The organism is Paenibacillus sp. GbtcB18, assembly GCF_019091125.1.
Classification (GTDB): domain Bacteria; phylum Bacillota; class Bacilli; order Paenibacillales; family NBRC-103111; genus Paenibacillus_F; species Paenibacillus_F chitinolyticus.
In genome coordinates this window covers 742,668-764,016 of sequence record NZ_JAGXJX010000002.1, presented here as the reverse complement: position 1 = coordinate 764,016, position 21,349 = coordinate 742,668, and the positions used below count along the sequence as shown (strand labels likewise).

Here is a 21,349-nt window from a genome sequence, read left to right as displayed (position 1 = left end):
GCTCATATTTCGTACAAGCCGCTCATATGCTGTAGTAAACAAGCCCCGCCTCACAGGAGGTTAAGTCATGGAGAACAAGCATAATGTGCGCCAGCGCAGACTGGAAAAAATCAGGAAGCTGCAGGAAAGCCCCTCGGGTAAAGCCCCTCGTCACCGGCAGTCAAGCGAACTTTTGCCCTTTGGGAATCCGTCTTCGGAGGTGGAACCGGCGCTTGACATTCTGCCTTTAGCCCGCCGGGATCAAGAGTTTGACGACAGATGGAACGACCCCGAATATGTATGGAAGCAAAAAATGCAGCGCGAGCTTCAGCTTCCCGCCTCTTACTATGCCCGGGGATCCGGCGCCCCGGATCGGGATGATGGAGACGGGGGTGGATATCACCCTCGTATCCCTTACCGTATCCGGTTTCTGCGGCAGTTGGTCGCCAGCGCCATGCTGTTCGGTCTTATCTGGGGCATGTTTCAGCTTCAGCATCCCTTGATCGAACGCGGGAAAGGGATTGTCACGACGGCTCTCCGCGAACCGCTCGATTTTCAGCAGCTGTCGGCCTGGTATCAGAACACGTTTGCCGGGGCGCCTTCCTTTATTCCGGCTTTTCATTCGGACGAAGAAAATCCGGCTGTTAAGGCGGATGCCCAGAAACGCTCCTATTTTGTCCCCCTCAAAGGAAAAATCCACGAGACCTACACGGCTGACAAGCCCTTCGTAAGCGTGGCGGCCGAGCCTCACACCCCCGTGTACGCACTTGATGCGGGACAAGTCACCTTTGCGGGACCCAAAGACGAGACAGGCTACACGATCATCATCCGCCATCCGGGTGGCCTGCAGTCCGAGTACGGGCAGATCGAGCAGTCCCGCGTCGAGGTCAACGACTGGATCAAAGGGGGCGAAGCGATCGGTCAAGTGTCCAGAGACAGCAAGAGCGACAAAGGGCTTCTCTATTTTGCCGTCCAAAAGGAAAGCCGCTACGTGGATCCGGCGGGTGTGATCCCGTTTGAATAACTTGCTGCAGGTACGTTTCCGCTTTCATCCCCTTTTTACAATGGTGATGCTGCTTTCACTGGCGACCGGACATTTTTTGGAATCGGCCACGTTGTTTGGCATCGTTTTTCTCCATGAGCTCGGTCATTTCGGAGCCGCGGCCGCTTTCGGCTGGAGGGTGCGGGAGGTTCGCCTGCTGCCGTTCGGAGGTGTACTTGTCGTCGACGAGCTGGCATCGGTTCCACTGCGGGAAGAAATGATCGTCGCGCTCGCGGGACCGCTCCAACATCTCTGGCTGATCGCCCTCGGCTTCCTCTGCCGTTTCCTCGAAGCGGGGGACCCGGAATGGTGGTCCTATTTTATCGAAATCAACGCGGTTATCGCCTTATTTAATTTGCTGCCCGTTTTGCCGCTTGACGGGGGAAAACTGCTGCAGGGGCTGCTCAGCATGGGCTTGCCTTACCGGCGCACCCTGGTGTGCACAGTCTGGGTGTCTATCGTACTCGGGTTGATGATGACCGTCATCGCCATTTGGCCGGCAGGGACGGGACAGATTCACATGAACGTCCTTATCGTCGGTTTGTTTCTGCTCTATCAAAATTGGGTGAGCCGCAGGCATCTGCCTTTTTATTTTCTCCGGTTTTTGATGAACCGCGAAGCGAATACGGAGCGCCTCATGCAGAAGGGAACGCAAGCAAGGCCCATTGCGGTCGCAAGGCAGCGGAAGGTCGGAGAAGTGGTGAAGCTTTTTATGCGTGAAAAATATCATCCCGTCTACGTGATGGGCAGCCGGGGAACGATCGAAGGCATCCTTCCGGAGCAGCAGGTGGTCGATACTTATTTGACACACAAAAACCGTTCGTGTACGGTTTCCGAGCTGCTTCCTTGAAAGGAAAAACGGACCGACCTGCCGTTTCCTAACTTTTTCACCCTAATGTGCGGGGTTTCGGTGTCCGGCTCGCTTTCCTGCTTTTATTCAGTAAAGTGCGAAATTTTGCTCCTTCATGTACAATAATGGTGGGGTGAACGCCATGAAACAACTGATCGTAAGCTGCGAGGCGGCTTCGCTTCAGGCGGCTCTGCTCGAAGATCGCAAGCTCGTGGAACACGAGGCTCAGCATCCTAGCGAGACGCAGCGTGCCGGAAGCATTTACATCGGCCGTGTCGTAAACGTACTGCCTGGCATGCAGGCGGCATTTGTAGATATCGGATTGGATAAGAACGCTTTTTTATACATAGATGACGTGCTGCCTGTGAACATGCAGAAGCAGCCTAAGACGAAACCGCCTATCGGGGATCTTCTTCAGCCGGGCCAACGGGTGCTTGTTCAGGTTGTCAAAGAACCGGAAGGGTCCAAAGGGGCGCGTGTTACGACCCATTATTCCATTCCGGGCCGCTGGCTGGTGTACATGCCCGGAGCGGGGTACACGGCCGTCTCCCGCAAAATCGAAGCGGAAGAGGAGAAAGTCCGCCTGAAGCAGGTGGCGGACAGCCTCCGCTGCGGAGAAGAAGGGCTCATCCTCCGCACAGTGTCCGAGGGGCGCAGCGAAGAGGAGCTGCGCCGCGACCTGCTCGATCTCCGCGAGCTGTGGGCGGTGATCGAGCAGAGAGCGGAGGCCGGCGCGGCGCCGGCCTGCATCTACCAGGATCTCGAGCTGCTCCCGCGCCTTGCGCGGGATGTGATCACGGAGGACGTGCTCGAGATCTGGGTAGACGACGAAGCCGTCCGCGCGGAGCTGCAGGGGCTGCTGCGGCAGCGCAGCCCGGAGCTTGCGGCGCGCGTCCGCCTGGACGGCGGCGATACACCGCTCTTCGAGCGGTTCGGCATCGCCGAAGAGCTTTCCCGCTCGCAGCGCCGCAAAGTGTGGCTGCCGAGCGGAGGCTATCTCGTCATCGACCCGACGGAGGCGCTGACGGTCATTGACGTGAACACGGGAAGGTTCACAGGGACTTCGTCCCTGGAGCAGACCGTGTTCCGCACGAACATGGAAGCAGCCGCCGAGATTCCGCGGCTGCTGCGGCTGCGCAATTTGCGCGGCATTATCATTGTCGATTTCATCGACATGGAGCAGTCCGCGCACCGCGACCGCGTGCTGGAGTGCATGGCGGAGGCGGTCAAGAAGGACCGCTCCAAAACGATACTCCTCGGCTGGACGAAGCTCGGCCTGCTGGAAATAACGCGCAAACGCAAGTAGGAATCCGCAACATGAATCCTCTATCGTTTGTGGCGCCATACCGGCTGCCGGGGCCTGAATTTTGCACGGTATACAAGAACTATGTACAAACAAGCAGTACCATCAAACGTTAAAACCTTTAGCATGACAGCGGCCGCTATCCGGTACTCGTAAACGGGATTGATCCGGTAATCGGCACGGCATACGGCACAGACACGGATAAAAACCGGACAGCGGGAAACTTTCGCCGTCCGGTTTGTTTTACGTGCAGCTTAAGATTCCGGCATCGAGCGAGGGATTTCAAGACTTTGCCGATTAGGGACATAATCGGTCGGAAAGATAAGAGGAGAGCATCGCCGTCCGGAGCTGTTGAATAAAACGTTGCAAAGGACGAACCCTTTTGCTATACTACTATGAGTGCGTTGCTTAGGCATGCGCTGTAACCGCACGGATCGGGTTTGTGAAGCACGGGCAGAGGCTCTGCCGCTGAACGTCACCTGGATATTGGCGAGTCTGAGACATGAGGAGGTGCAACGAAATGTACGCAATTATTGAAACAGGCGGCAAGCAATACAAAGTACAACAAGGCGATGTTCTTTACATCGAGAAGTTGGAAGCCGGCGCAGGCGATGTGGTCACTTTTGACCGTGTTCTGGTTGTTTCTGGCGACAACGGTCTTCAAGTAGGAGCTCCAGTCGTAGAAGGTGCTAAAGTTTCCGGCAAAGTCGAGAAACAAGGCAAAGGACGCAAAATCATCGTTTACAAGTACAAGGCGAAAAAGAACTACCGTCGTAAGCAAGGTCATCGTCAACCGTACACGAAAGTCGTAATCGAGAAAATCGAAGCTTAAGAGGCCATCAGATGATCCACGTTACGGTTTCCAGACGGTCTGAACAAGACCCTACGATAGAAGCGTACCAGGTCGAAGGCCATGCGGAATTCGACGTTCCCGGCAAAGACCTTGTCTGCGCCGCGGTATCGGCCATTACGGTCGGGACGGTCAATTCGATCGAAACGCTAACCGGAGTTGTACCGGGCACAGAGATGGAGAAAGGCTGGCTTGACGTTATCCTTCCTCTTGATTCGGAACCGGCACAGATGGCTCAGGTTCAGCTGATCATCGAATCTATGATCGTGATGCTTCATACTATTGCAAGTTCCTACAGTGACTATATAGCAATTCATACAGCCTATAATGAAGGAGGTTGACACCATGTTGAAATTGGATCTTCAGCTGTTCGCATCCAAGAAGGGTGTAGGTTCCACAAAGAACGGTCGTGACAGCATTGCAAAGCGCCTTGGCGTTAAGCGTGCAGACGGTCAAACCGTTACCGCAGGCAGCATTCTCGTGCGCCAGCGCGGAACGAAAATTCACCCGGGCAACAATGTGGGCATCGGTTCCGATGACACTCTGTTTGCTAAAGTGGAAGGCGTTGTTAAGTTCGAGCGTTGGGGTCGTGAGCGCAAGAAAGTTAGCGTCTACCCGGTAGAAACCGCTCCAGTAGCGGCTACTGTAGAAGCATAAGTTAAAAATTCATGCATGTACAGCCCTGGCGACGTTATGTTTGCTGGGGCTTTCTTGCTTTTTAGAGGCATCCGACCGGAACCTGCAGCCATTTATGCGCGGATGCGTTTTGGGACCGGAAATGGTATAATGTGCTAATGGGAAGTCGGAAACGGAGCGTATGCGTACATGGGGAACAGGTTGTGGATACCGGCAGCCTTGCTGGGTCTGCTCGGTTTGATAATGCTGGCTGCCGTGCCTTTGACGGCAGGGCTTCGTCTGGCCGCGGGCGTCGTGACTGCCGCATGTTTTGCAGCGGTTCTGTACATTCGGCACCGGATGAAGCTTAAGGAGGCGGAAGAAGAGCGTGCGCGGATTCAGCGGCTTGCTCAACAAGAGATGCTTCTGACGATCAATCATCTTCGCCACGATTGGATGAACGATATCCAGGTGCTTCTTGGATATATTCAATTAAAGAAATACGATCATCTTCACGGTGTGGTTGCCGGTGTGATGGGAAAGCTCCAGCATGAGAGCTTTATGGCCAAGCTGGGCGATCCGGGTCTGATCGTGTTTTTGCTCACCGCGAAAGCGGAAGGCAGGCACATGAAGCTGGAGGTCGAGCTTGACCAGTAGGTCAACATCCGCAAGCTGGCGCTGGACGGCGACGCCGTCTGCAAGTTGATTCCCGAGCTTATCGAAGGTTTCAAACAAGCGTCAGCGGGAGAAAATGAAGAAGGCGGCATGCTCAGTATGCAGCTCGTCCCCGAAGAGGATTCGCTGCTGCTCGATTTTGTATATCAGGGACCGTATAACCGGGGCCTACTGGAAGAGGCTTTGTCGCTCGCATTGGAATTGGGGACAGGCCGTACCTTGGCTGCGGTTGTGGAACAAAATGACTATCAGGAACAGGAGGCGGCCCTCGCCCTGCGGCTGCCTTACCGGACATCAGTTGAGGTGTGATGCACATGTTTGTAGATAAAGCGAAGATTTATGTAAAAGGCGGCGACGGAGGCGACGGTCTTGTCGCGTTCCGCCGCGAGAAATATGTACCCGAAGGCGGCCCCGGCGGCGGTGACGGAGGCGATGGCGGCGATGTGATCTTCCGCGTGGACGAAGGACTCCGGACGCTGATCGATTTCCGCTACCAGAAGCATTTCAAAGCCAAGCGCGGCGAGAAAGGCCGCAACAAATGCCAGCACGGAGCCAACGCCGACGATATGGTCGTTCGCGTTCCGCCCGGTACGCTGGTCATTGACGACGACACCGGCGAGATTGTTGCCGACCTGACGCGTCATCAGCAGGAAGTGGTCGTTGCGAAGGGCGGACGCGGCGGACGCGGCAATATGCGCTTCGCCACGGCCAAGAATACCGCTCCGGAAATCGCGGAGAACGGCGAGGAAGGTCAAGAACGCTGGGTCGTTCTCGAGCTTAAAGTGATGGCCGACGTGGGCCTCGTCGGGTTCCCGAGCGTGGGCAAGTCGACGCTGCTATCCGTCGTGTCGGCGGCGACTCCGAAGATCGGCGCCTACCACTTTACGACGATTACGCCGAACCTGGGCGTCGTCGATCTCGGCGAAGGCCGAAGCTTCGTCATGGCCGATCTGCCGGGCCTCATTGAAGGCGCCAGCCAGGGCGTCGGACTCGGCCACGAGTTTCTGCGTCACGTCGAGCGGACGCGCATCATCGTGCACGTGGTCGATATGGCAGGGACCGAGGGCCGCGACCCGTATGAGGACTGGAAGAAGATCAATGAGGAAATCAAGCTCTACAACGCCAAGCTGGAAGAACGTCCTCAGGTAATAGTCGCGAACAAGATGGACATTCCGGAGGCCGAAGAAAACTTGGCCGCTTTCCGTAAGCAAATGGAGGAAGACGGCAAGTCCGCCCAAATCTTCCCCATCTCGGCCGTTACCAAGGAAGGCATTCAGCCTCTCCTGTACCGCGTAGCCGATATGCTGGACGCGATTCCCGACGCTCCGCTTCTTGAAGAAGTGCAGGAAGTCGAGGAGCGCAAAGTGTACCGGATGGAGAAAAAGAACGAATATGATAACGATTTTGTTATTCGCCGCGAGAACGATGTTTTCGTTGTAGAGAGCCCAAGCATCGAGAAGCTGATGAAACGGACCAACTTTACCACGGAAGAAGGCGTGCTACGCTTTGCCCGGATTCTGCGGAATATGGGTATCGACAAGGCGCTCCGCGAACGGGGTGCAGTCGACGGACAGACGATCCGTCTCAACGATTATGAATTCGAATTCGTGGAAAAATCTTAATGGAAAACCCCCTTGCCGGCAGGCATGGGGGTTTTTAGCGTGTTGTTTAAAGTAGAACCGGCGGCGGACAACGAAAATTCTCCATGCCGGATAAAGACTATTTATAAACACTTCTTAATCTTTTCAAAGCGTTTTTGGCGTTCGGATAACGGAATGGCAGGTCGAAGCGGCTCGTCTGCTTCAGCACGCTTTTACGGTGAGTGAACACATCGAAGCTTGCTTTGCCGTGATACCCGCCCATCCCGCTGTTTCCGACGCCTCCGAAAGGAAGATACGGAGTTGCGATGTGGAGGATCGTATCGTTGATGCAGCCTCCGCCGAACGAAATCGAGTGGATGATCCTCTGCTGGATTTCTTCGCTTTCGGAGAAAGCGTACAGGGCGAGCGGCTTCGGGCGGGCGTTTACTTCCCGGATCACGTCCTCCAGATTGCGGTAAGTGAGGACCGGAAGAAGCGGACCGAAAATTTCCTCCTGCATAACCGGGTCCTCCCAGCCGACATCGCCGATAAAAGAGGGCTCGATCTTAAGAGACCGCTCGTCCGTTCTTCCGCCGTATACCAGCTGACCGGCTTCCATCAGGCTCTTAAGCCGGTTGTAATGGCGGGCATTGATAATGTTCGGGTACGGGCTGCCGTCCGCAAGCGGATCACCGTAGAAGGCGTCTACGGTTTCCTTCATTCCCTTTAGCAGTTCGTCCTTGACGCTTTCGTGAACGTATAAGTAATCCGGAGCGATGCAGGTTTGTCCCGCATTCAGCGTTTTGCCCCACACGATGCGCTTGGCCGCGTGCTTGATGTTGGCGTCGGCATGTACGATGCAGGGGCTTTTGCCGCCTAGCTCCAGCGTGACGGGAGTCAGATGTTTGGCCGCCGCTTCCATGACGATCCGTCCGACCCCGACGCTCCCCGTGAAAAAAACCGTATCGAATTTTTCCGCGAGCAGGGCATTGCTCGTTTCGACGCCGCCTTCGATAACGGCCACATACGCTTCGTCGAAGGTCTGACCGAGAAGCCGGGCGAGCAGGGCGGAAGTATGCGGCGCAAGCTCGGAGGGCTTCAGGACAGCGCAGTTTCCTGCGGACATGGCTCCGATCAAGGGCGAGATTGCCAATTGGAACGGATAGTTCCACGGCGAGATGAGGAGCGCAATGCCGTATGGCTCCGCATAAATGCGGCTCTGCGATCCGATATGCGTAAGAGGCGTTTTAACCCGCCGCGGCTTGCTCCAGCGTTTGAGATGTTTAAGCACATGGTTGATTTCTTCAAGCAGAATGCCGATTTCCGTAGCGAACGCTTCAAAGTCGGATTTTCCGAGATCAAGCCTCAGCGCTTCCATAATCGCTTCCTCATGATCCCGGATCATGGCTTTTAACCGGCGGAGCTGTTCCGTGCGGTAGTTCAGCGGTTTGGTCGCACCTGTCGCGAAAAAGTTTCTCTGCTTGTCGAGAAGCGCGTGTATCCGATTCAAGGGGCTTCGTCCTTTCCGGGTCTGCTGACTTAGGTTCTTTCGGGATCTTGGAGCGCGGTCCAGCTCACTTCGGGAATGCCGGAGGAGCCTGGAACGGCCGTTCCGATCCATGTATGGGGAGTGTCTCCGTTAGACAAATAATGCTCAAGCGCATAGCGAAAAATAAACGGAAGCTCCCGGTTCAGGATCTCGGTGCGGGGAATCCAGTGCAGATCGCCCTCGGAGGTCCGGATTCGGGGAGAAACATCCGTGTGTCCGACATAAATAAACTGCTGCCGGATATCTTGATCTTTTAACCTTATTAGAATGTACTGCAAACGGAGCCCCGAAATTTCGTCCTCGCGTATTCCGGTTTCTTCCTCGATTTCACGCAGGCAGGCTGCCCGGGGGCGGGCCATTTCAAAGCTTTCCAGATGGCCGCCCACGGCCGCCCACATACCGGGCGATAGCGTCCTTTTCATGGATCGTATCATCATAAGCAGTTCGCCTCGGGCGTTGAACAAAAGAGCTGCGGATATTAATCGCAACGTGATCAAAACGGGTCGCCTCCTTGCTGATTTTCAGCTTACCATAGGGGAAGAAGGACAAGCAAACCCCCGTCCGGAAAGCATTTTGACGCCTATCGTATTTGAGAGGCGCTTGTTTTTCAAACGGAAGTCAGGAAAAACCGATAAAAAGAAAGACGCCTGAAATTTTATGGTTTGGACAAAGGTTAGAGCGGCCGGACTTGATAAAATCAGCGGTCACGGACCGTGCCGGATCGAAGCAAACTGCGAAGATTCGGATTCTTTTTCCGGTGAAAGGCAGGGGAAACAGCAGGGCGAAAAGGGAGGATGCCATTTTCCTATTGCCGAAATTTGTAGAGTTAAGTATAATGTCCTCTATATAAGAACAAACGTCTTTCTGGAAAGGACGGACTTTCTGTGATGGAACCTAAACAGGCCGCCGGTTGGAGCGAGTCCGGCTTTTATCTCGTAAACGAGCAGATTTTGCCCGAAGGCATTTTAAAAACGGTGCAGGCCAAAGAACTGCTGGCCCGGGGAGAAGTAAAGACGATCCACGAGGCGGTTGAGCAGGTAGGGCTGAGCCGGAGCGCATTTTATAAGTACAAAGACGGCGTATTTCCCCTGAACAAGCTGGATAAAGAGCGCATTGTCACCATCTCCATGAATTTGGAGCACCGCTCGGGCATTTTGTCCCGGGTGCTGGCGCTTATTGCCGGACAGGAAGGGAATGTGCTGACGATCAATCAAAGTATTCCGCTGCAGGGAATGGCGAACGTGGTCATTTCCGTGGAAACGTCCTTGATGGGCGATAAAGCGAAAGAGCTGGTTCAATTGCTGGAATCGCAGGACGGGGTCAAAAAAGCCGCCGTGATCGGACAGGGAAGCTCGATTTAACGCAAAGCAAGGCCCTGGGAAGAGCAGCCCGGCTAAAAACCGGAGAGGCACAGACTCAGGGTACAGAAAAAGAACAGCATGTATACGGGAGGAATTGTGACTATGAAAAAACCTATTAAAATCGGCTTGCTGGGACTCGGAACCGTCGGAACTGGCGTTGTCCGGATTGTGGAAGGCCACCGGGAAGATCTCGAGAAGCAGACGGGCTCCGCCATCGTAGTGGAGAAGGTGCTGGTGCAGGATTTGAGCAAGCTGCGCTCCGTTTCCGTAGACCGCGATAAACTTACCGACCAGCCTTGGGATATTATCCGCAACCCTGAAATCGACGTTGTCGTCGAAGTGATGGGCGGCGTTCAGGAAACGAAAGCGTATATTCTGGAAGCCCTGGAGCAAGGAAAGCACATCGTGACCGCGAACAAGGATCTGATGGCGATGCACGGCCCCGAGATTCTTGCCAAAGCCGCCGAAAAAGGCTGCGATGTATTCTATGAAGCAAGCGTGGCCGGGGGAATCCCGATTATTCGTACGCTGGTCGAGGGCTTTTCTTCGGACCGGATTACGAAAATCATGGGGATCGTGAACGGAACGACCAACTATATCCTGACCAAAATGAGCCAGGAAGGCGCCGCCTATGCGGACGTGCTCAAAGAAGCGCAAATGCTGGGCTATGCCGAAGCCGACCCGACTTCCGACGTGGAAGGACTGGACGCCGCCCGTAAAATGACCATTCTCTCCACGCTGGGCTTCCATTCGGAAGTGGCGCTGGCTGACGTGAAGGTCAAAGGGATCTCCAAGGTCAGCAAAGAAGACATCCAGTACGGCAAAAAGCTCGGCTACGAAGTGAAGCTTCTCGGCATTGCGGAAAAGCATGACGAGCACATCTCCGTGTCCGTCGAGCCGACGATGGTCAAAACGTCGCATCCGCTCGCTTCCGTCAACGGCGTGTTCAATGCCGTATACGTATACGGCGAAGCCGTGGGCGAGACGATGTTCTACGGGCCGGGCGCCGGTGAAATGCCGACGGCGACTTCCGTCGTGGCGGATCTCGTGGCTGTCGTACGCAACCTGAACCTGGGTGTAAACGGCCAGCACAGCACGGCGCCTTACTTGGAGAAAAAATTGAAAACGGACGAGCAAATTTCTTCGAAATATTTTGTGCTTCTCCACGTGGAGGACAAAGCGGGCGTTCTTGCGCAAATCACGCAAATTTTCGCCAGGCACGAAGTCAGTCTGGAGTCCGTGTTTCAACATCCGAACGAGCATAATCCGAAAGCGGAAATCATTATCATTACCCACGACGCCAGCCAGGCCGGCATGAATAAAGTTCTGGCCGAATTCGAAAGCCTGGATGTCATTCAGACGATCCAGAGCGTTTACCGCGTCGAAGGCTAAATTTTATATTTAAAGAAAAGAGGCTGCAGAAAAAAAATGAGATATATGGGCTTGCTGCATCAATATAAATCTTACCTCCCGATTACGGAAAAAACCCCGCTGCTTACCCTGCACGAAGGAAACACTCCGCTTATCCGCGCGGAAAAATTGTCCGAGGAGCTGGGACTCGACCTCTACGTCAAATACGAAGGACTGAACCCGACGGGTTCGTTCAAAGACCGCGGCATGGTAATGGCCGTGGCCAAAGCGATGGAGGAGGGAAGCTCCACGATCATGTGCGCTTCCACCGGCAATACATCGGCAGCCGCTGCCGCCTATGCCGCTCGCGGCGGGCTGAACTGCATCGTGCTTATTCCGAACAACAACATTGCGCTCGGCAAGCTGGCGCAGGCTATCATTTACGGGGCGAAAGTAATCGCCATTGAAGGGAATTTCGACCGGGCGCTGGAGATTGTCCGTGAAATTACGGCGAAGCAGCCGATTACCCTCGTCAATTCCGTCAATCCCTACCGGATTGAGGGACAGAAGACCGCCGCTTTCGAGGTGTGTGACCAGCTTGGTAAAGCGCCGGATTATCTCGCGATTCCGGTCGGCAATGCGGGCAACATCACGGCCTACTGGAAAGGCTTCAAGGAGTATCAGGCGGCAGGCAAATCTTCTTCGCTGCCCAAAATGATCGGATTCGAAGCGGAAGGCGCCATGGCGATCGTCAAGGGAGAGCCTATCCTCAATCCGGAAACCGTAGCGACCGCCATCCGGATCGGAAACCCGGCCAGCTGGGACGGAGCCGTAAACGCGGCCAACGAATCCGGCGGCCAGATCAACTACGTCACGGATGACGAAATTTTGGCGGCTTACCGCAAGCTTGCTTCGCAGGAAGGCATCTTTGCCGAGCCGGCATCGGCGGCATCCCTTGCGGGCGTCATCAAGCTGAAGCGGGAAGGCCACTTCCGGCAAGGACAATCCGTCGTGTGCGTGCTGACCGGCAACGGCCTTAAAGATCCGCACAACGCCATTCAGAGCGTGAAAGCCGAGCCGCTCGTCGTAGAAGATTCGGAAGCAGCCGTAATGGACGCGATCCGGCAGCTGGAGCAGGTGGGCAGCTAATGGCCCCCGTCGTGGTACGCGTCCGCGTTCCGGCCAGCACCGCCAATCTGGGACCGGGCTTCGATGCGCTCGGCATGGCCCTTGATTTGTACGCCCGGATTGAGATGAGTGAAGCGGACCGGACACAGATCGAACTTTTCGGAAGCAATATGCAGGGAATTCCGACGGATAAGACGAACCTGATCTATAAAGTGGCCCGCACTTTGTACGATCACGCGGGTCTTCCCATGCCGGAGCTGAGCATCCGCATGGACAGCGACATTCCGCTCACGCGCGGCCTGGGCAGCAGTGCCTCCGCTATCGTCGGGGCGCTTGCCGCGGCAAATGCGCTGAGCGGTGCGGACCTTCCGCCGGACGAGCTTTTCCAGATCGCCTCCGGTATGGAAAAGCACCCCGACAACGTCGGCGCCTCGCTGTTCGGCGGCATTATCGCGGCCTACTGGGACGGCCGTGAGGCGAAGCACGTGCGCATCGAGCCGCACGAGCGCCTGGAGACGCTGGTCGCCGTGCCGGCGTTCCAGCTCTCCACGGAGCATGCGCGCCGCGTGCTGCCGGATCAGGTGCCGATGAAAGACGCCGTCTTCAACATCGGTCACTCGTCTTTGCTCGTCGCGGCGCTTGCCGCCGGGGAGCTGGGCATGATCCGGCACGCGATGAAAGATGCGCTGCATCAGCCGTACCGAGCGGCTCTCGTTCCCGGAATGGAGAAGATTCTCCGGGAAGCGGCCGACCACGGCGCGCTGGGAGCTGCGCTCAGCGGCGCGGGACCGACTCTTATCGCATTCGCCGATAAGAGCGAGGGGAGGCAGGAGGAACTGGAGGCGTTCCTCCGGGAGACGTTCCGCGCCGAAGGCATCGAGGCGGAAACGAGATGGCTGAGGCCCTCCCGCGAAGGCGTCCGCGTCTGGAAGCTGGCGGGCGGGGAGCCGTCCTTCGAGGAATTCGCGGGGGGAGCGGAATAGCGATGGCGAAGAAACGGATTGCGATGCTGGGGCCCGGCACATTCTCCGAAGAGAGCGTGCATCATTTCCTCGGGAGGGACGGGTACGAATATGTACCGTTCAAGCTCATCTCCGATGTATTCCTGGCAACCGCTTCGGGAGAAACGGATTACAGCGTTATTCCGATCGAGAATACGATCGAGGGTTCCGTTACCCTGCATATCGATTGGCTCGTCCATGAGGTGGATTTGCCGATGCAGGTGGAATGGGTTTATCCTATAGATATGAACCTGATCGGTCTTCCCGGCAGTGCCCACCGGGCGGACGATGACAAGAACGGCTTGGCGAGACTGGAGCACGGGGAACCGGCAAGCTCTCCGCCCGTCTCTTGGTCAAACATTACCAAAGTGCTGTCCCATTCGGTCGCGCTTGCCCAATGCCGCAAGTTTCTGCGCACGTATATGCCGCAGGCCGAGATCGAGCAGACGGGTTCCAACGGGGAGAGCGTCCGCCTTGTCAGCGAGCTGGGAGACCCGAACGTGGTGGCGATCGGGACGACAAACGCCGCCGGCATGTACGGAATGGAGCTTCTCGCGTCAAAAATACAGGACAACCCCGACAATTCGACCCGTTTTATTTTGATCGGGCGTGAAAAGCTGGACCTGCCGGCCTCCGGCCATACAAAAACGACCATTCTGGTCACACCGCCCGAGGATTATCCGGGGGCGCTGCACCAGGTGCTGTCGGCTTTCGCTTGGCGCCGGATCAACTTGTCGAGGCTGGAATCCCGGCCGACGAAACGCAAGCTCGGCAGGTACTATTTTTATATCGATGTAGAAGGCTCGCTGGAATCGGTTCTCGTCCGGGCCGCATTTGAAGAAATCGAAGCGATTGGCTGCCAGGTGCGGATTCTGGGCTGCTACCCGACGTACCAGTACGAAACCCAAACCCCGGAGGTGTAAGAACGAATTATGGCACAGCAGTGGATTTACCTGGATGGAAGCTTCGTTACTAAGGAAGAAGCCAAGGTATCCGTATACGATCACGGTTTTTTGTACGGGGATGGAATTTTTGAAGGCATCCGCATTTACGGCGGCAACATTTTTAAATGCAAGGAGCATCTCGACCGTCTTTACGATTCGGCCAAATCGATTATGCTCAACATTCCATTAAGCTTTCAGGAAATGCAGGACGCGTTGGTGGAAACGATCCGTCGCAACGAACTTCGTGACGGATATATCCGTCTCGTCGTTTCCCGCGGTCCCGGCGACCTCGGGCTCGATCCGCGCCGTTCGCCCAAAGCGAGCGTCATCATTATCGTCGAGCAGCTGTCGATTTATCCGGAAGAAGCTTACATCAACGGCCTCAAAACCGTTTCGGTCTCAAGCCGCCGCAATATTCCCGACGCGGTCAATCCGAAAATAAAGTCGCTCAACTACCTGAATAACATTCTCGTCAAAATCCAGTCCAACCTGGCCGGCGTGGGCGAAGCGATTATGCTGAATTCGCAGGGATATGTAGCGGAAGGTTCTTCGGATAACATTTTTATCGTAAAAAGAGGCGTCGTGTTCACACCGCCTTGCTACATCGGGGCGCTTGAAGGTATCACGCGCGCGGCGATCATCGAGATTTGTGAGCGCCAGGGCTACACCTTGAAGGAAGAGCCGTTTACCCTTCATGACGTGTATGTGGCCGATGAAGTGTTCTTTACGGGCACAGCCGCCGAAGTTATCGCCGTTCGCGAAGTGGACGGCCGCATTATCGGGGAAGGCAAAGCCGGCCCGATTACGACGAAACTTCTGCAGGAATTCCGCAGCATAGTGACTGTCGACGGGGTTAAAGTTTACGAATAGGCTCCCACGTACGATTCGTTTCATTTGATTACCGGTACCGACTTTTGTATCGGTTGGACCGTTTTATGCCAAAACAACTCATCAAACTCTCAGAAAACCGTTTCCGGGGAAGGGGCACTTCCTGCGGCAGCGGTTTTTTTATGCCCGGAATTGCTGTGTTTGCGCCTGTCCTCCGGAATTTTCCGCGGCTTTTTTTCGTCCGGGGATGTCAAATGCCCATGCGTCTGCATAAGATGTAATGTCAATCGGATTGGGGAAGACGGATATGTACTTAGAAGAAGGAGGTAAGACCCGTTGAAAATCCATATGGTTAAAAAAGGGGATTCGCTGTATAAAATCGCCCAAAAATACAACGTCGATCTCGATAAAGTGATCGAAGCGAATCCTCACATCGCGAACCCGGACCAAATCAACGTCGGCGAAAAGGTGAAAATTCCGGGAATGCCGACGAAACCCCATCACCATGAAGGGCAGCATCACGATGGACAGCATCACGATGGGCACCAGCAGGATGGACAGCATCATGATGGGCATCATCACGATGGGCACCAGCAGGGTGGACAGCATCATGATGGGCATCATCACGATGGGCAGCATTATGATGGACAGCATCACGATGGGCATCATCACGATGGGCAGCATTATGATGGACAGCATCACGATGGGCATCATCATGATGGGCATCATCATGAGCCCCACCATCTGGTAAAGCACATTGTGCAGCAGGGAGATACGCTGTGGAAGCTCTCGAAGGCATGGGGAATTCCGCTGAAAGAAATGATTGAGGTCAACACCCAACTGAAAAACCCGAGCGTTCTGATGACCGGTGAAACCGTCTATATTCCCAAAAAGGGTCACAAAGAGCAAGAAGGCGTTCAAGGGTATCAGCCTCATCACGGCGGGACAGCTCACGGCAAGAAGAATACTGCCCCGATCCAGCCGGTTGTCCCCGTGCCCGAGGTAGTGGAGCAAAAGGCGGAAGTCATCCAGCCCCCTCCACCACCGGAAATTAACCAAATAACGAAGATAACGGAAATTAACTTAAACGTGGCAAAGGTGACAGACCATAAAGAGGAAGTAAAGATCGAACTTCCCGCACAGCCTGCGCCTAAGGTAGAGCTGCCTGTTATCGAGCAGCCTCCCGTGCAGCCGGCTCCGCAGCCGCCGGTTCAGCCGCAGGTGCCTGAATACCAGCTGCCTCAACTGGTGCTGCCGCAGATCGAGCTGCCGTCTTATACACCGCAGCCTCCGCCCCAGCACCCTTGCGAGCCCGTTGTACCGGCTCCTTATCCCGCTTATGTAAAAGAGGCGGAAGCTATTCCGGACTGCGGAGGCTATCCGGAAATCCTTCCGATGATTCAGCCCTGCCCTCCTTATGCGCCTTTCGTGTCTCCATATGGGCATCATCATGAAATGTGGAAAAAAGAACCGTGCGGATGCGACGGTGAACTGCCCGTCCCGTATGGACATCACGGAGCGTACGAAGGCGGCTGGGGACATCCGCAGACGCTGCCGTATCCGAATGTGGAAATTCCTCAAGGCATTCCGTCCTATCAGGCAATGGTCGCTCCCGAGGAAGAATTCATCCAGCCGGCCGGGCATATTCAGGCACAGCCCTATCCGTCCCAGCCTTGGTTTCCGAGCCAGCCCGGTTTGTACGGAGGCATGGGAGTCGGCCCGGATTTGAATACCCCTTACACGGACGGAGCCTATTGTGCGGAAAAGCCCGCATTGGGACAGCATCCGGGTTACCCCGAGCCATATGCACCATTTGGCCATGGGGGCTTTGAGCATGGAGGCTACGGTGACGTAGGCGGATGGCCTCAGAGCCACGAGCAGGCAGGCGGATGGCCGCAAGGCTTAGCGCCGCAGCAATGGGCGGAGCAGGGGCAGCATGTCCCCGGAGGTTACGGTGACGTAGGCGGATGGCCGCAAGGCTTAGCGCCGCAGCAATGGTCGGAGCAGGGCCAATACGCGCGCGGAGGCCACGAGCAGGCAGGCGTCTGGACGCAGGGCTACGCGTCGCCGGAGGAGGCGGAGCAGGCCGCATATGCGCTTGGAGGCCGCGAGCAGGCAGGCGTCTGGTCGCAGGGCTACGCGTCGCCGGAGGAGGCGGAGCAGGCCGCATATGCGCTTGGAGGCCGCGAGCAGGCAGGCGTCTGGTCGCAGGGCTACGCGTCGCAGCAGGAGGCGGAGCAGGCCGCATATGCGTCCGGAGGCCGCGAGCAGGCAGGCGGATGGCCGCAGGGCTACGCGTCGCCGGAGGAGGCGGAGCAGGCCGCATATGCGCTTGGAAGCCGCGAGCAGGTAGGCGGATGGCCGCAAGGCTATGCGCCGCAGCAGCAGCCGGTCCAGGGGCAGTACGCGCCCGGAGGCTACGGTGAAGGAGGCGGATGGCCGCAAGGCTATGCGCCGCAGCAGCAGCCGGTTCAGGGGCAGTACGCGCCCGGTGGCTACGGTGAAGGAGGCGGATGGCCGCAAGGCTATGCGCCGCAGCAAGAGCCGGTTCAGGGCCAGTACGCGCCCGGAGGCTACGGTGAAGGAGGCGGATGGCCGCAAGGCTATGCGCCGCAGCAAGAGCCGGTTCAGGGGCAGTACTCGCCCGGTGGCTACGGTGAAGGCGGATGGCCGCAAGGCTATGCGCCGCAGCAGCAGCCGCTTCAGGGCCAGTACGCGCCCGGAGGCTACGGTGAAGGAGGCGGATGGCCGCAAGGCTTTGCTCCACAGCCTTATGGGTCGCAGGCTTTTACGGCCGGCCTGGCGTCTATTCCACCATCGGCGGGCAAGAAAGATTGCGGCTGCGGCTGCGGGGGTGCCAAGAAGGGCCGCGGTCAGACGCCGGAGGCGACTAACTTCCCGGCATTCCCGTCCGGGTTCGTTCCTTACGCGGGAGGCGCTCAGCAATCGCCGTACACGCCGTTTACAAGTTACGGCCAGCCGGATTGGGAGCGGATTTATCCGCCCGCGTTTCCAGTACCGTACGGTTATGGTCCCGATCAGGAAGGAGCGGTGAATCCGTACGCCCAAATTCCCCAGCCCGCCTACGCCGTTTCAGGTCCGCCGTTTCAGGGGGCCTCTAACGGGATAGAGGGCTTCCAGGGATCCGAACAGGGATACGGGGACAGTGAAGCACGGATTCATCTGGCCGATCAGGAAGAGGAATCGGATTCCTTTTTGGAGACGCAGACCAAAGCCAAAAAAACGTCCGCTCCCAAGAAATCCAAACCTTCCAAGAGTTCCGTGCGCACGATCATCCGCAAATCGGGCCGCCGCGCGCCGAAACAGACGGTTAGTGCAAATGTTCCTTGGATGAACGTTTAAACCTTTTGTCTTATCGGCTTTCCATGTCAATCCATGGGAAGTTTCCGCTCCGGCGATTCCTCTCGGGAATGCCGGAGTTTTTCATTTTATGCACGGCGATATCGTCTCCAGATTTTCTTACCGCAGCCTTTATACCGTGCTGGAAATACATGTATAAGCTTTTAGACGGGGGGAACAATAAGGGAAAACAGAGGATAGAAGGGGATTGCCGTGATGGTTTTCAACTTGCTGAAGCAATTGAAGAAAAAAATCCGTCTTAAACGCAAACGGCTGATATTCGGCAGTTACGTTCTGCTTGCCGCAATCGCATACCTGCTGGTTGCCTATGAATTCCCCGAACCGGCTTATCGGGAAGCAGGTGCGCCGCTCGGACAAGCTGCCGCGCCGGAAATCGATCAGGCTCTGAAAGCGCAGCAGGAACAAACCCTGCGGCAAATCCGCTCCGAAGGCGGTCAGCGGCTGACTTATATACAGCGCTCGTACGTATGCGGAGAAGAGCAGCAGGAGCTGGGACTGAAATCCGCGGACGAGATTACGGCTTTGAACGGGGAGCATCCTGATTGGACCCTGAGTTTGAATTCCAAGGGGAGTGTAATTTTTACTCAGCATATCGACGATCTGTCGCCCAAATGCAAACAGAGCGCATATTTCGGGGTGGACGAGAGCGGAAACTTATCTTTGTTTGACGGGCTGCCAGCCAATGACAAGGTGATTCGTACCTTTTTCCAGCTTAATATCCAATATCTCGAAAGCACTCTGCCCAAAGAAACCGTGCATCAGCTTCACGAAGGAATACGGGTGTCCGATGTGGCTGAGTTCAACAGTGTCTTGTCCACATTCAGCGATTATGCCGTCCAGGAGAGCGAAAAGGCCATGTCGCCCAATTACTAAAGTTTTTACCGGCCGGAATGGCGATTTCAACAAATTTGTTTAAAAAGGTTCCGCTTTAAGGCGGAGCTTTTTTTAGGAATATAAATTTTATAAAATTATATTGCACACAATATAATAGTGTGATATTATTCTCTCATACAACGAAGCGCCTCCTGCGGCGCCTCTATTTTAAACTTTTAAAGGGATGGTGTTTGACTATGGAACATTTATACACAGCGGTTGCAACGGCTCAAGGCGGACGGAACGGGAAAGTAACTTCGGATGACGGTGTGCTGAATTTAGAAGTCAAAATGCCCAAAGAGCTGGGCGGTCCCGGCGGAGCGGCAACGAATCCCGAGCAGCTTTTTGCGGCGGGTTACGCGGCCTGCTTCGACAGCGCCCTGAACCTTGTGATGAGGCAAAAGCAAATCCGTTCCGAAACACAGGTGACGGCTCACGTAACGATCGGTAAAGACGCGGAGGACGGGGGCTTCAAGCTGGCTGTCGAACTCAAAGTGAGCATTCCCGGAGTGGAAATGGGAACGGCTAACGAGCTGGTCGCCGCCGCACACCATGTTTGTCCTTACTCGAAGGCTACACGGGACAATATCGACGTGTTTATCGATGTTGTCCAAGCGTAAATTTACAGCGAAACGAGACGGCTTCCGCGAGGGAGCCGTTTTTATTGTTGCAAGAGCGGTAGGGTCTTGCGGGACTTCTATTTAGTTGAGGATCGGACCGAAGATGTTCGGAACATACCTGTAATTCAGGCTGTGGACAGACCGCGAACAAGAGGGGGAATATTTACGGTTTGTCCCGGTTTTAAACACGCTATCCCTTTCGGCGAGAATTTGCTATAATGGAAATCGATACATATGTTCGCTTTTTGGGGCATACAGGGGATGGGAGAGAACTTCTTTTGCGTATTCTGGGAATCGACCCGGGCATTGCGATCGTCGGTTTCGGGTTTATCGACAAGACCGGCAGCAAACTAACGCCCGTTCAGTACGGCTGTATACAAACCGAGGCCCACACCGATCCGGGTCTTCGGCTGAAGCAGGTTTATGATGCGGCCTGCCAGCTCATAGACAAATATAAACCCGACGCGATGGCTGTCGAGAAACTGTTCTTCAACCGGAACGTGACGACGGCCTTCACCGTAGGACAGGCGCGCGGCGTGATTATACTCGCAGCCGTTCAGCGCGGAATACCCGTCGGCGAATACACGCCGCTCCAGGTTAAGCAGGCCGTTGTCGGCTACGGCAAAGCGGAGAAAATCCAAGTGCAGGAAATGGTCCGCATGTTTCTTAAGCTGTCCGCGATACCGAAGCCGGATGACGTAGCCGATGCGCTCGCCGTAGCGATCTGCCACGCGCATTCATCCACGCTGCACGATAAAATCAAAGAGGTTACCAAACGATGATTGATTTCTTAAGAGGCAAACTAGCTGCGCGTGAAACGGAATACGTCGTTCTCGACGTGAACGGAGTCGGCTACCGCGTTTTTTGCGCCAACCCGTACGCGTTCGGATTGAAAGAAGACGCCGATGTCACGCTGTATACTCATTATCATGTGCGTGAAGACGCACACCTGCTGTTCGGTTTCCCGACAAGGGAGGAGCAGATGTTGTTCCGGCAGCTTATCGATGTCAGCGGCATCGGTCCCAAAGTCGCGCTCGGCATTCTTGCCGGAGGCCGCCCGGAAACGGTAGTCGCGGCTATCCAGCAGGAGAATATCGCGTTTCTTACCAAGCTGCCGGGTATCGGCAAGAAAACCGCACAGCGGCTTATTTTCGACCTGAAAGAAAAGCTGGGCGCACTGCCGGTTACGGAGCGCGATCTGGCCGTATCGTTCGGCTTAGTGGACCCGTCGGACGAATTCGGCACCCAGGGAGTCTGGGGCGAAGTCAAGCAGGGTCTGCTCGCGCTCGGCTACACGGAAGCGGAAGCGGACCGCGCGTGGTCCCGCATCCAGCCGAAGGTTAAGGACACCGATCCGGCCGATGTCATCATGAAACAAGCCCTCCAGGCTCTGTTTCAAATGTAAGTTTTGGGGGAGATG

The 21,349-nt window shown here is 55.7% G+C and carries 24 protein-coding genes and 1 other annotated feature; of the genes, 21 read left to right on the top strand and 3 right to left on the bottom strand.

Annotated elements, in window-relative coordinates:
• Positions 1 to 67 precede the first annotated feature (67 nt).
• The 9 genes from KVT34_RS08740 (at position 68) to obgE (ending at position 6,936) form a co-directional block, all read left to right on the top strand.
• A complete protein-coding gene (locus KVT34_RS08740; RefSeq protein ID WP_217558191.1) occupies positions 68 to 1,003 on the top strand; it encodes a M23 family metallopeptidase in 936 nt (311 codons plus the stop codon).
• A complete protein-coding gene (locus tag KVT34_RS08735) occupies positions 996 to 1,871 on the top strand; it encodes a M50 family metallopeptidase (RefSeq protein ID WP_254634649.1) in 876 nt (291 codons plus the stop codon). Before KVT34_RS08740 ends, KVT34_RS08735 begins: the two co-directional genes overlap by 8 nt.
• A 142-nt stretch (positions 1,872 to 2,013) precedes the next feature.
• Positions 2,014 to 3,177 (top strand): Rne/Rng family ribonuclease, encoded by a 1,164-nt coding sequence (locus KVT34_RS08730; RefSeq protein WP_217558190.1) that lies wholly within the window; start codon positions 2,014 to 2,016, stop codon positions 3,175 to 3,177.
• A gap of 410 nt (positions 3,178 to 3,587) precedes the next feature.
• Positions 3,588 to 3,681 (top strand) — a sequence feature (ribosomal protein L21 leader region).
• A 13-nt stretch (positions 3,682 to 3,694) separates the two neighbouring features.
• Positions 3,695 to 4,006: a 50S ribosomal protein L21 gene (gene rplU / locus KVT34_RS08725; protein ID WP_009675460.1), complete on the top strand. Its 312-nt coding sequence runs from the start codon at positions 3,695 to 3,697 to the stop codon at positions 4,004 to 4,006.
• An 11-nt stretch (positions 4,007 to 4,017) separates the two neighbouring features.
• Complete coding sequence (locus KVT34_RS08720; RefSeq protein WP_217558189.1) at positions 4,018 to 4,365, top strand: ribosomal-processing cysteine protease Prp; 348 nt, start codon at positions 4,018 to 4,020, stop codon at positions 4,363 to 4,365.
• Positions 4,366 to 4,369: 4 nt separating this feature from the next.
• Positions 4,370 to 4,681, top strand: coding sequence for a 50S ribosomal protein L27 (gene rpmA / locus KVT34_RS08715; RefSeq protein ID WP_009675465.1), 312 nt, complete (start codon positions 4,370 to 4,372; stop codon positions 4,679 to 4,681).
• A 168-nt stretch (positions 4,682 to 4,849) separates the two neighbouring features.
• The gene (locus KVT34_RS08710; protein WP_217558188.1) at positions 4,850 to 5,296 is read left to right on the top strand and encodes a Spo0B domain-containing protein; all 447 of its coding nucleotides are present in this window, start codon (positions 4,850 to 4,852) and stop codon (positions 5,294 to 5,296) included.
• A gap of 45 nt (positions 5,297 to 5,341) precedes the next feature.
• Complete coding sequence (locus KVT34_RS08705; protein WP_217558187.1) at positions 5,342 to 5,623, top strand: hypothetical protein; 282 nt, start codon at positions 5,342 to 5,344, stop codon at positions 5,621 to 5,623.
• A 5-nt stretch (positions 5,624 to 5,628) separates the two neighbouring features.
• Positions 5,629 to 6,936 carry a GTPase ObgE gene (obgE, locus tag KVT34_RS08700; protein WP_217558185.1) on the top strand — a complete coding sequence of 436 codons (1,308 nt, stop codon included), beginning with the start codon at positions 5,629 to 5,631 and terminating at the stop codon, positions 6,934 to 6,936.
• 97 nt (positions 6,937 to 7,033) lie between these two features.
• Here obgE and KVT34_RS08695 read toward each other — a convergent pair whose 3' ends face one another.
• Entirely contained in the window at positions 7,034 to 8,404 is a 1,371-nt protein-coding gene (locus KVT34_RS08695; protein ID WP_217558184.1) for an aldehyde dehydrogenase, read from the bottom strand.
• Positions 8,405 to 8,433: 29 nt separating this feature from the next.
• Positions 8,434 to 8,940 carry an NUDIX domain-containing protein gene (locus KVT34_RS08690; protein WP_217558183.1) on the bottom strand — a complete coding sequence of 169 codons (507 nt, stop codon included), beginning with the start codon at positions 8,938 to 8,940 and terminating at the stop codon, positions 8,434 to 8,436.
• A gap of 390 nt (positions 8,941 to 9,330) precedes the next feature.
• Between KVT34_RS08690 and KVT34_RS08685 the strand changes: the two genes are divergently transcribed.
• The 6 genes from KVT34_RS08685 (at position 9,331) to ilvE (ending at position 15,097) form a co-directional block, all read left to right on the top strand.
• Positions 9,331 to 9,804: an ACT domain-containing protein gene (locus tag KVT34_RS08685; RefSeq protein ID WP_009675461.1), complete on the top strand. Its 474-nt coding sequence runs from the start codon at positions 9,331 to 9,333 to the stop codon at positions 9,802 to 9,804.
• A 102-nt stretch (positions 9,805 to 9,906) separates the two neighbouring features.
• Positions 9,907 to 11,196, top strand: coding sequence for a homoserine dehydrogenase (locus KVT34_RS08680; protein ID WP_042230445.1), 1,290 nt, complete (start codon positions 9,907 to 9,909; stop codon positions 11,194 to 11,196).
• 36 nt (positions 11,197 to 11,232) lie between these two features.
• Positions 11,233 to 12,303, top strand: coding sequence for a threonine synthase (thrC, locus tag KVT34_RS08675; RefSeq protein WP_217558182.1), 1,071 nt, complete (start codon positions 11,233 to 11,235; stop codon positions 12,301 to 12,303).
• Positions 12,303 to 13,265, top strand: a complete 963-nt coding sequence (gene thrB / locus KVT34_RS08670; RefSeq protein WP_217558181.1) for a homoserine kinase — start codon at positions 12,303 to 12,305, stop codon at positions 13,263 to 13,265. Before thrC ends, thrB begins: the two co-directional genes overlap by 1 nt.
• 2 nt (positions 13,266 to 13,267) lie before the next feature.
• Complete coding sequence (locus tag KVT34_RS08665) at positions 13,268 to 14,206, top strand: prephenate dehydratase (RefSeq protein ID WP_217558180.1); 939 nt, start codon at positions 13,268 to 13,270, stop codon at positions 14,204 to 14,206.
• Positions 14,207 to 14,215: 9 nt separating this feature from the next.
• Positions 14,216 to 15,097 carry a branched-chain-amino-acid transaminase gene (ilvE, locus tag KVT34_RS08660; protein ID WP_217558179.1) on the top strand — a complete coding sequence of 294 codons (882 nt, stop codon included), beginning with the start codon at positions 14,216 to 14,218 and terminating at the stop codon, positions 15,095 to 15,097.
• A gap of 138 nt (positions 15,098 to 15,235) precedes the next feature.
• Here the strand turns inward: ilvE and KVT34_RS32940 are convergent, their stop codons facing one another.
• Entirely contained in the window at positions 15,236 to 15,634 is a 399-nt protein-coding gene (locus KVT34_RS32940) for a hypothetical protein (RefSeq protein ID WP_483311431.1), read from the bottom strand.
• Between KVT34_RS32940 and KVT34_RS31725 the strand changes: the two genes are divergently transcribed.
• The 6 genes from KVT34_RS31725 to ruvA all read left to right on the top strand — a co-directional run bounded on the left by KVT34_RS31725 (position 15,621) and on the right by ruvA (position 21,334).
• Positions 15,621 to 15,806 carry a hypothetical protein gene (locus tag KVT34_RS31725; protein ID WP_254634765.1) on the top strand — a complete coding sequence of 62 codons (186 nt, stop codon included), beginning with the start codon at positions 15,621 to 15,623 and terminating at the stop codon, positions 15,804 to 15,806. The genes KVT34_RS32940 and KVT34_RS31725 overlap by 14 nt on opposite strands.
• Positions 15,807 to 15,814: 8 nt before the next feature.
• Entirely contained in the window at positions 15,815 to 18,418 is a 2,604-nt protein-coding gene (locus tag KVT34_RS08655) for a LysM peptidoglycan-binding domain-containing protein (RefSeq protein WP_309244081.1), read from the top strand.
• Between the two features lie 213 nt (positions 18,419 to 18,631).
• The gene (locus KVT34_RS08650) at positions 18,632 to 19,309 is read left to right on the top strand and encodes a BofC C-terminal domain-containing protein (RefSeq protein WP_217558176.1); all 678 of its coding nucleotides are present in this window, start codon (positions 18,632 to 18,634) and stop codon (positions 19,307 to 19,309) included.
• 197 nt (positions 19,310 to 19,506) lie between these two features.
• A complete protein-coding gene (locus tag KVT34_RS08645; protein ID WP_217558175.1) occupies positions 19,507 to 19,929 on the top strand; it encodes an organic hydroperoxide resistance protein in 423 nt (140 codons plus the stop codon).
• Between the two features lie 278 nt (positions 19,930 to 20,207).
• Entirely contained in the window at positions 20,208 to 20,711 is a 504-nt protein-coding gene (ruvC, locus tag KVT34_RS08640; RefSeq protein WP_009671937.1) for a crossover junction endodeoxyribonuclease RuvC, read from the top strand.
• Positions 20,708 to 21,334 carry a Holliday junction branch migration protein RuvA gene (ruvA, locus tag KVT34_RS08635; RefSeq protein ID WP_009671933.1) on the top strand — a complete coding sequence of 209 codons (627 nt, stop codon included), beginning with the start codon at positions 20,708 to 20,710 and terminating at the stop codon, positions 21,332 to 21,334. Before ruvC ends, ruvA begins: the two co-directional genes overlap by 4 nt.
• The last annotated feature ends 15 nt before the right edge of the window (positions 21,335 to 21,349 follow it).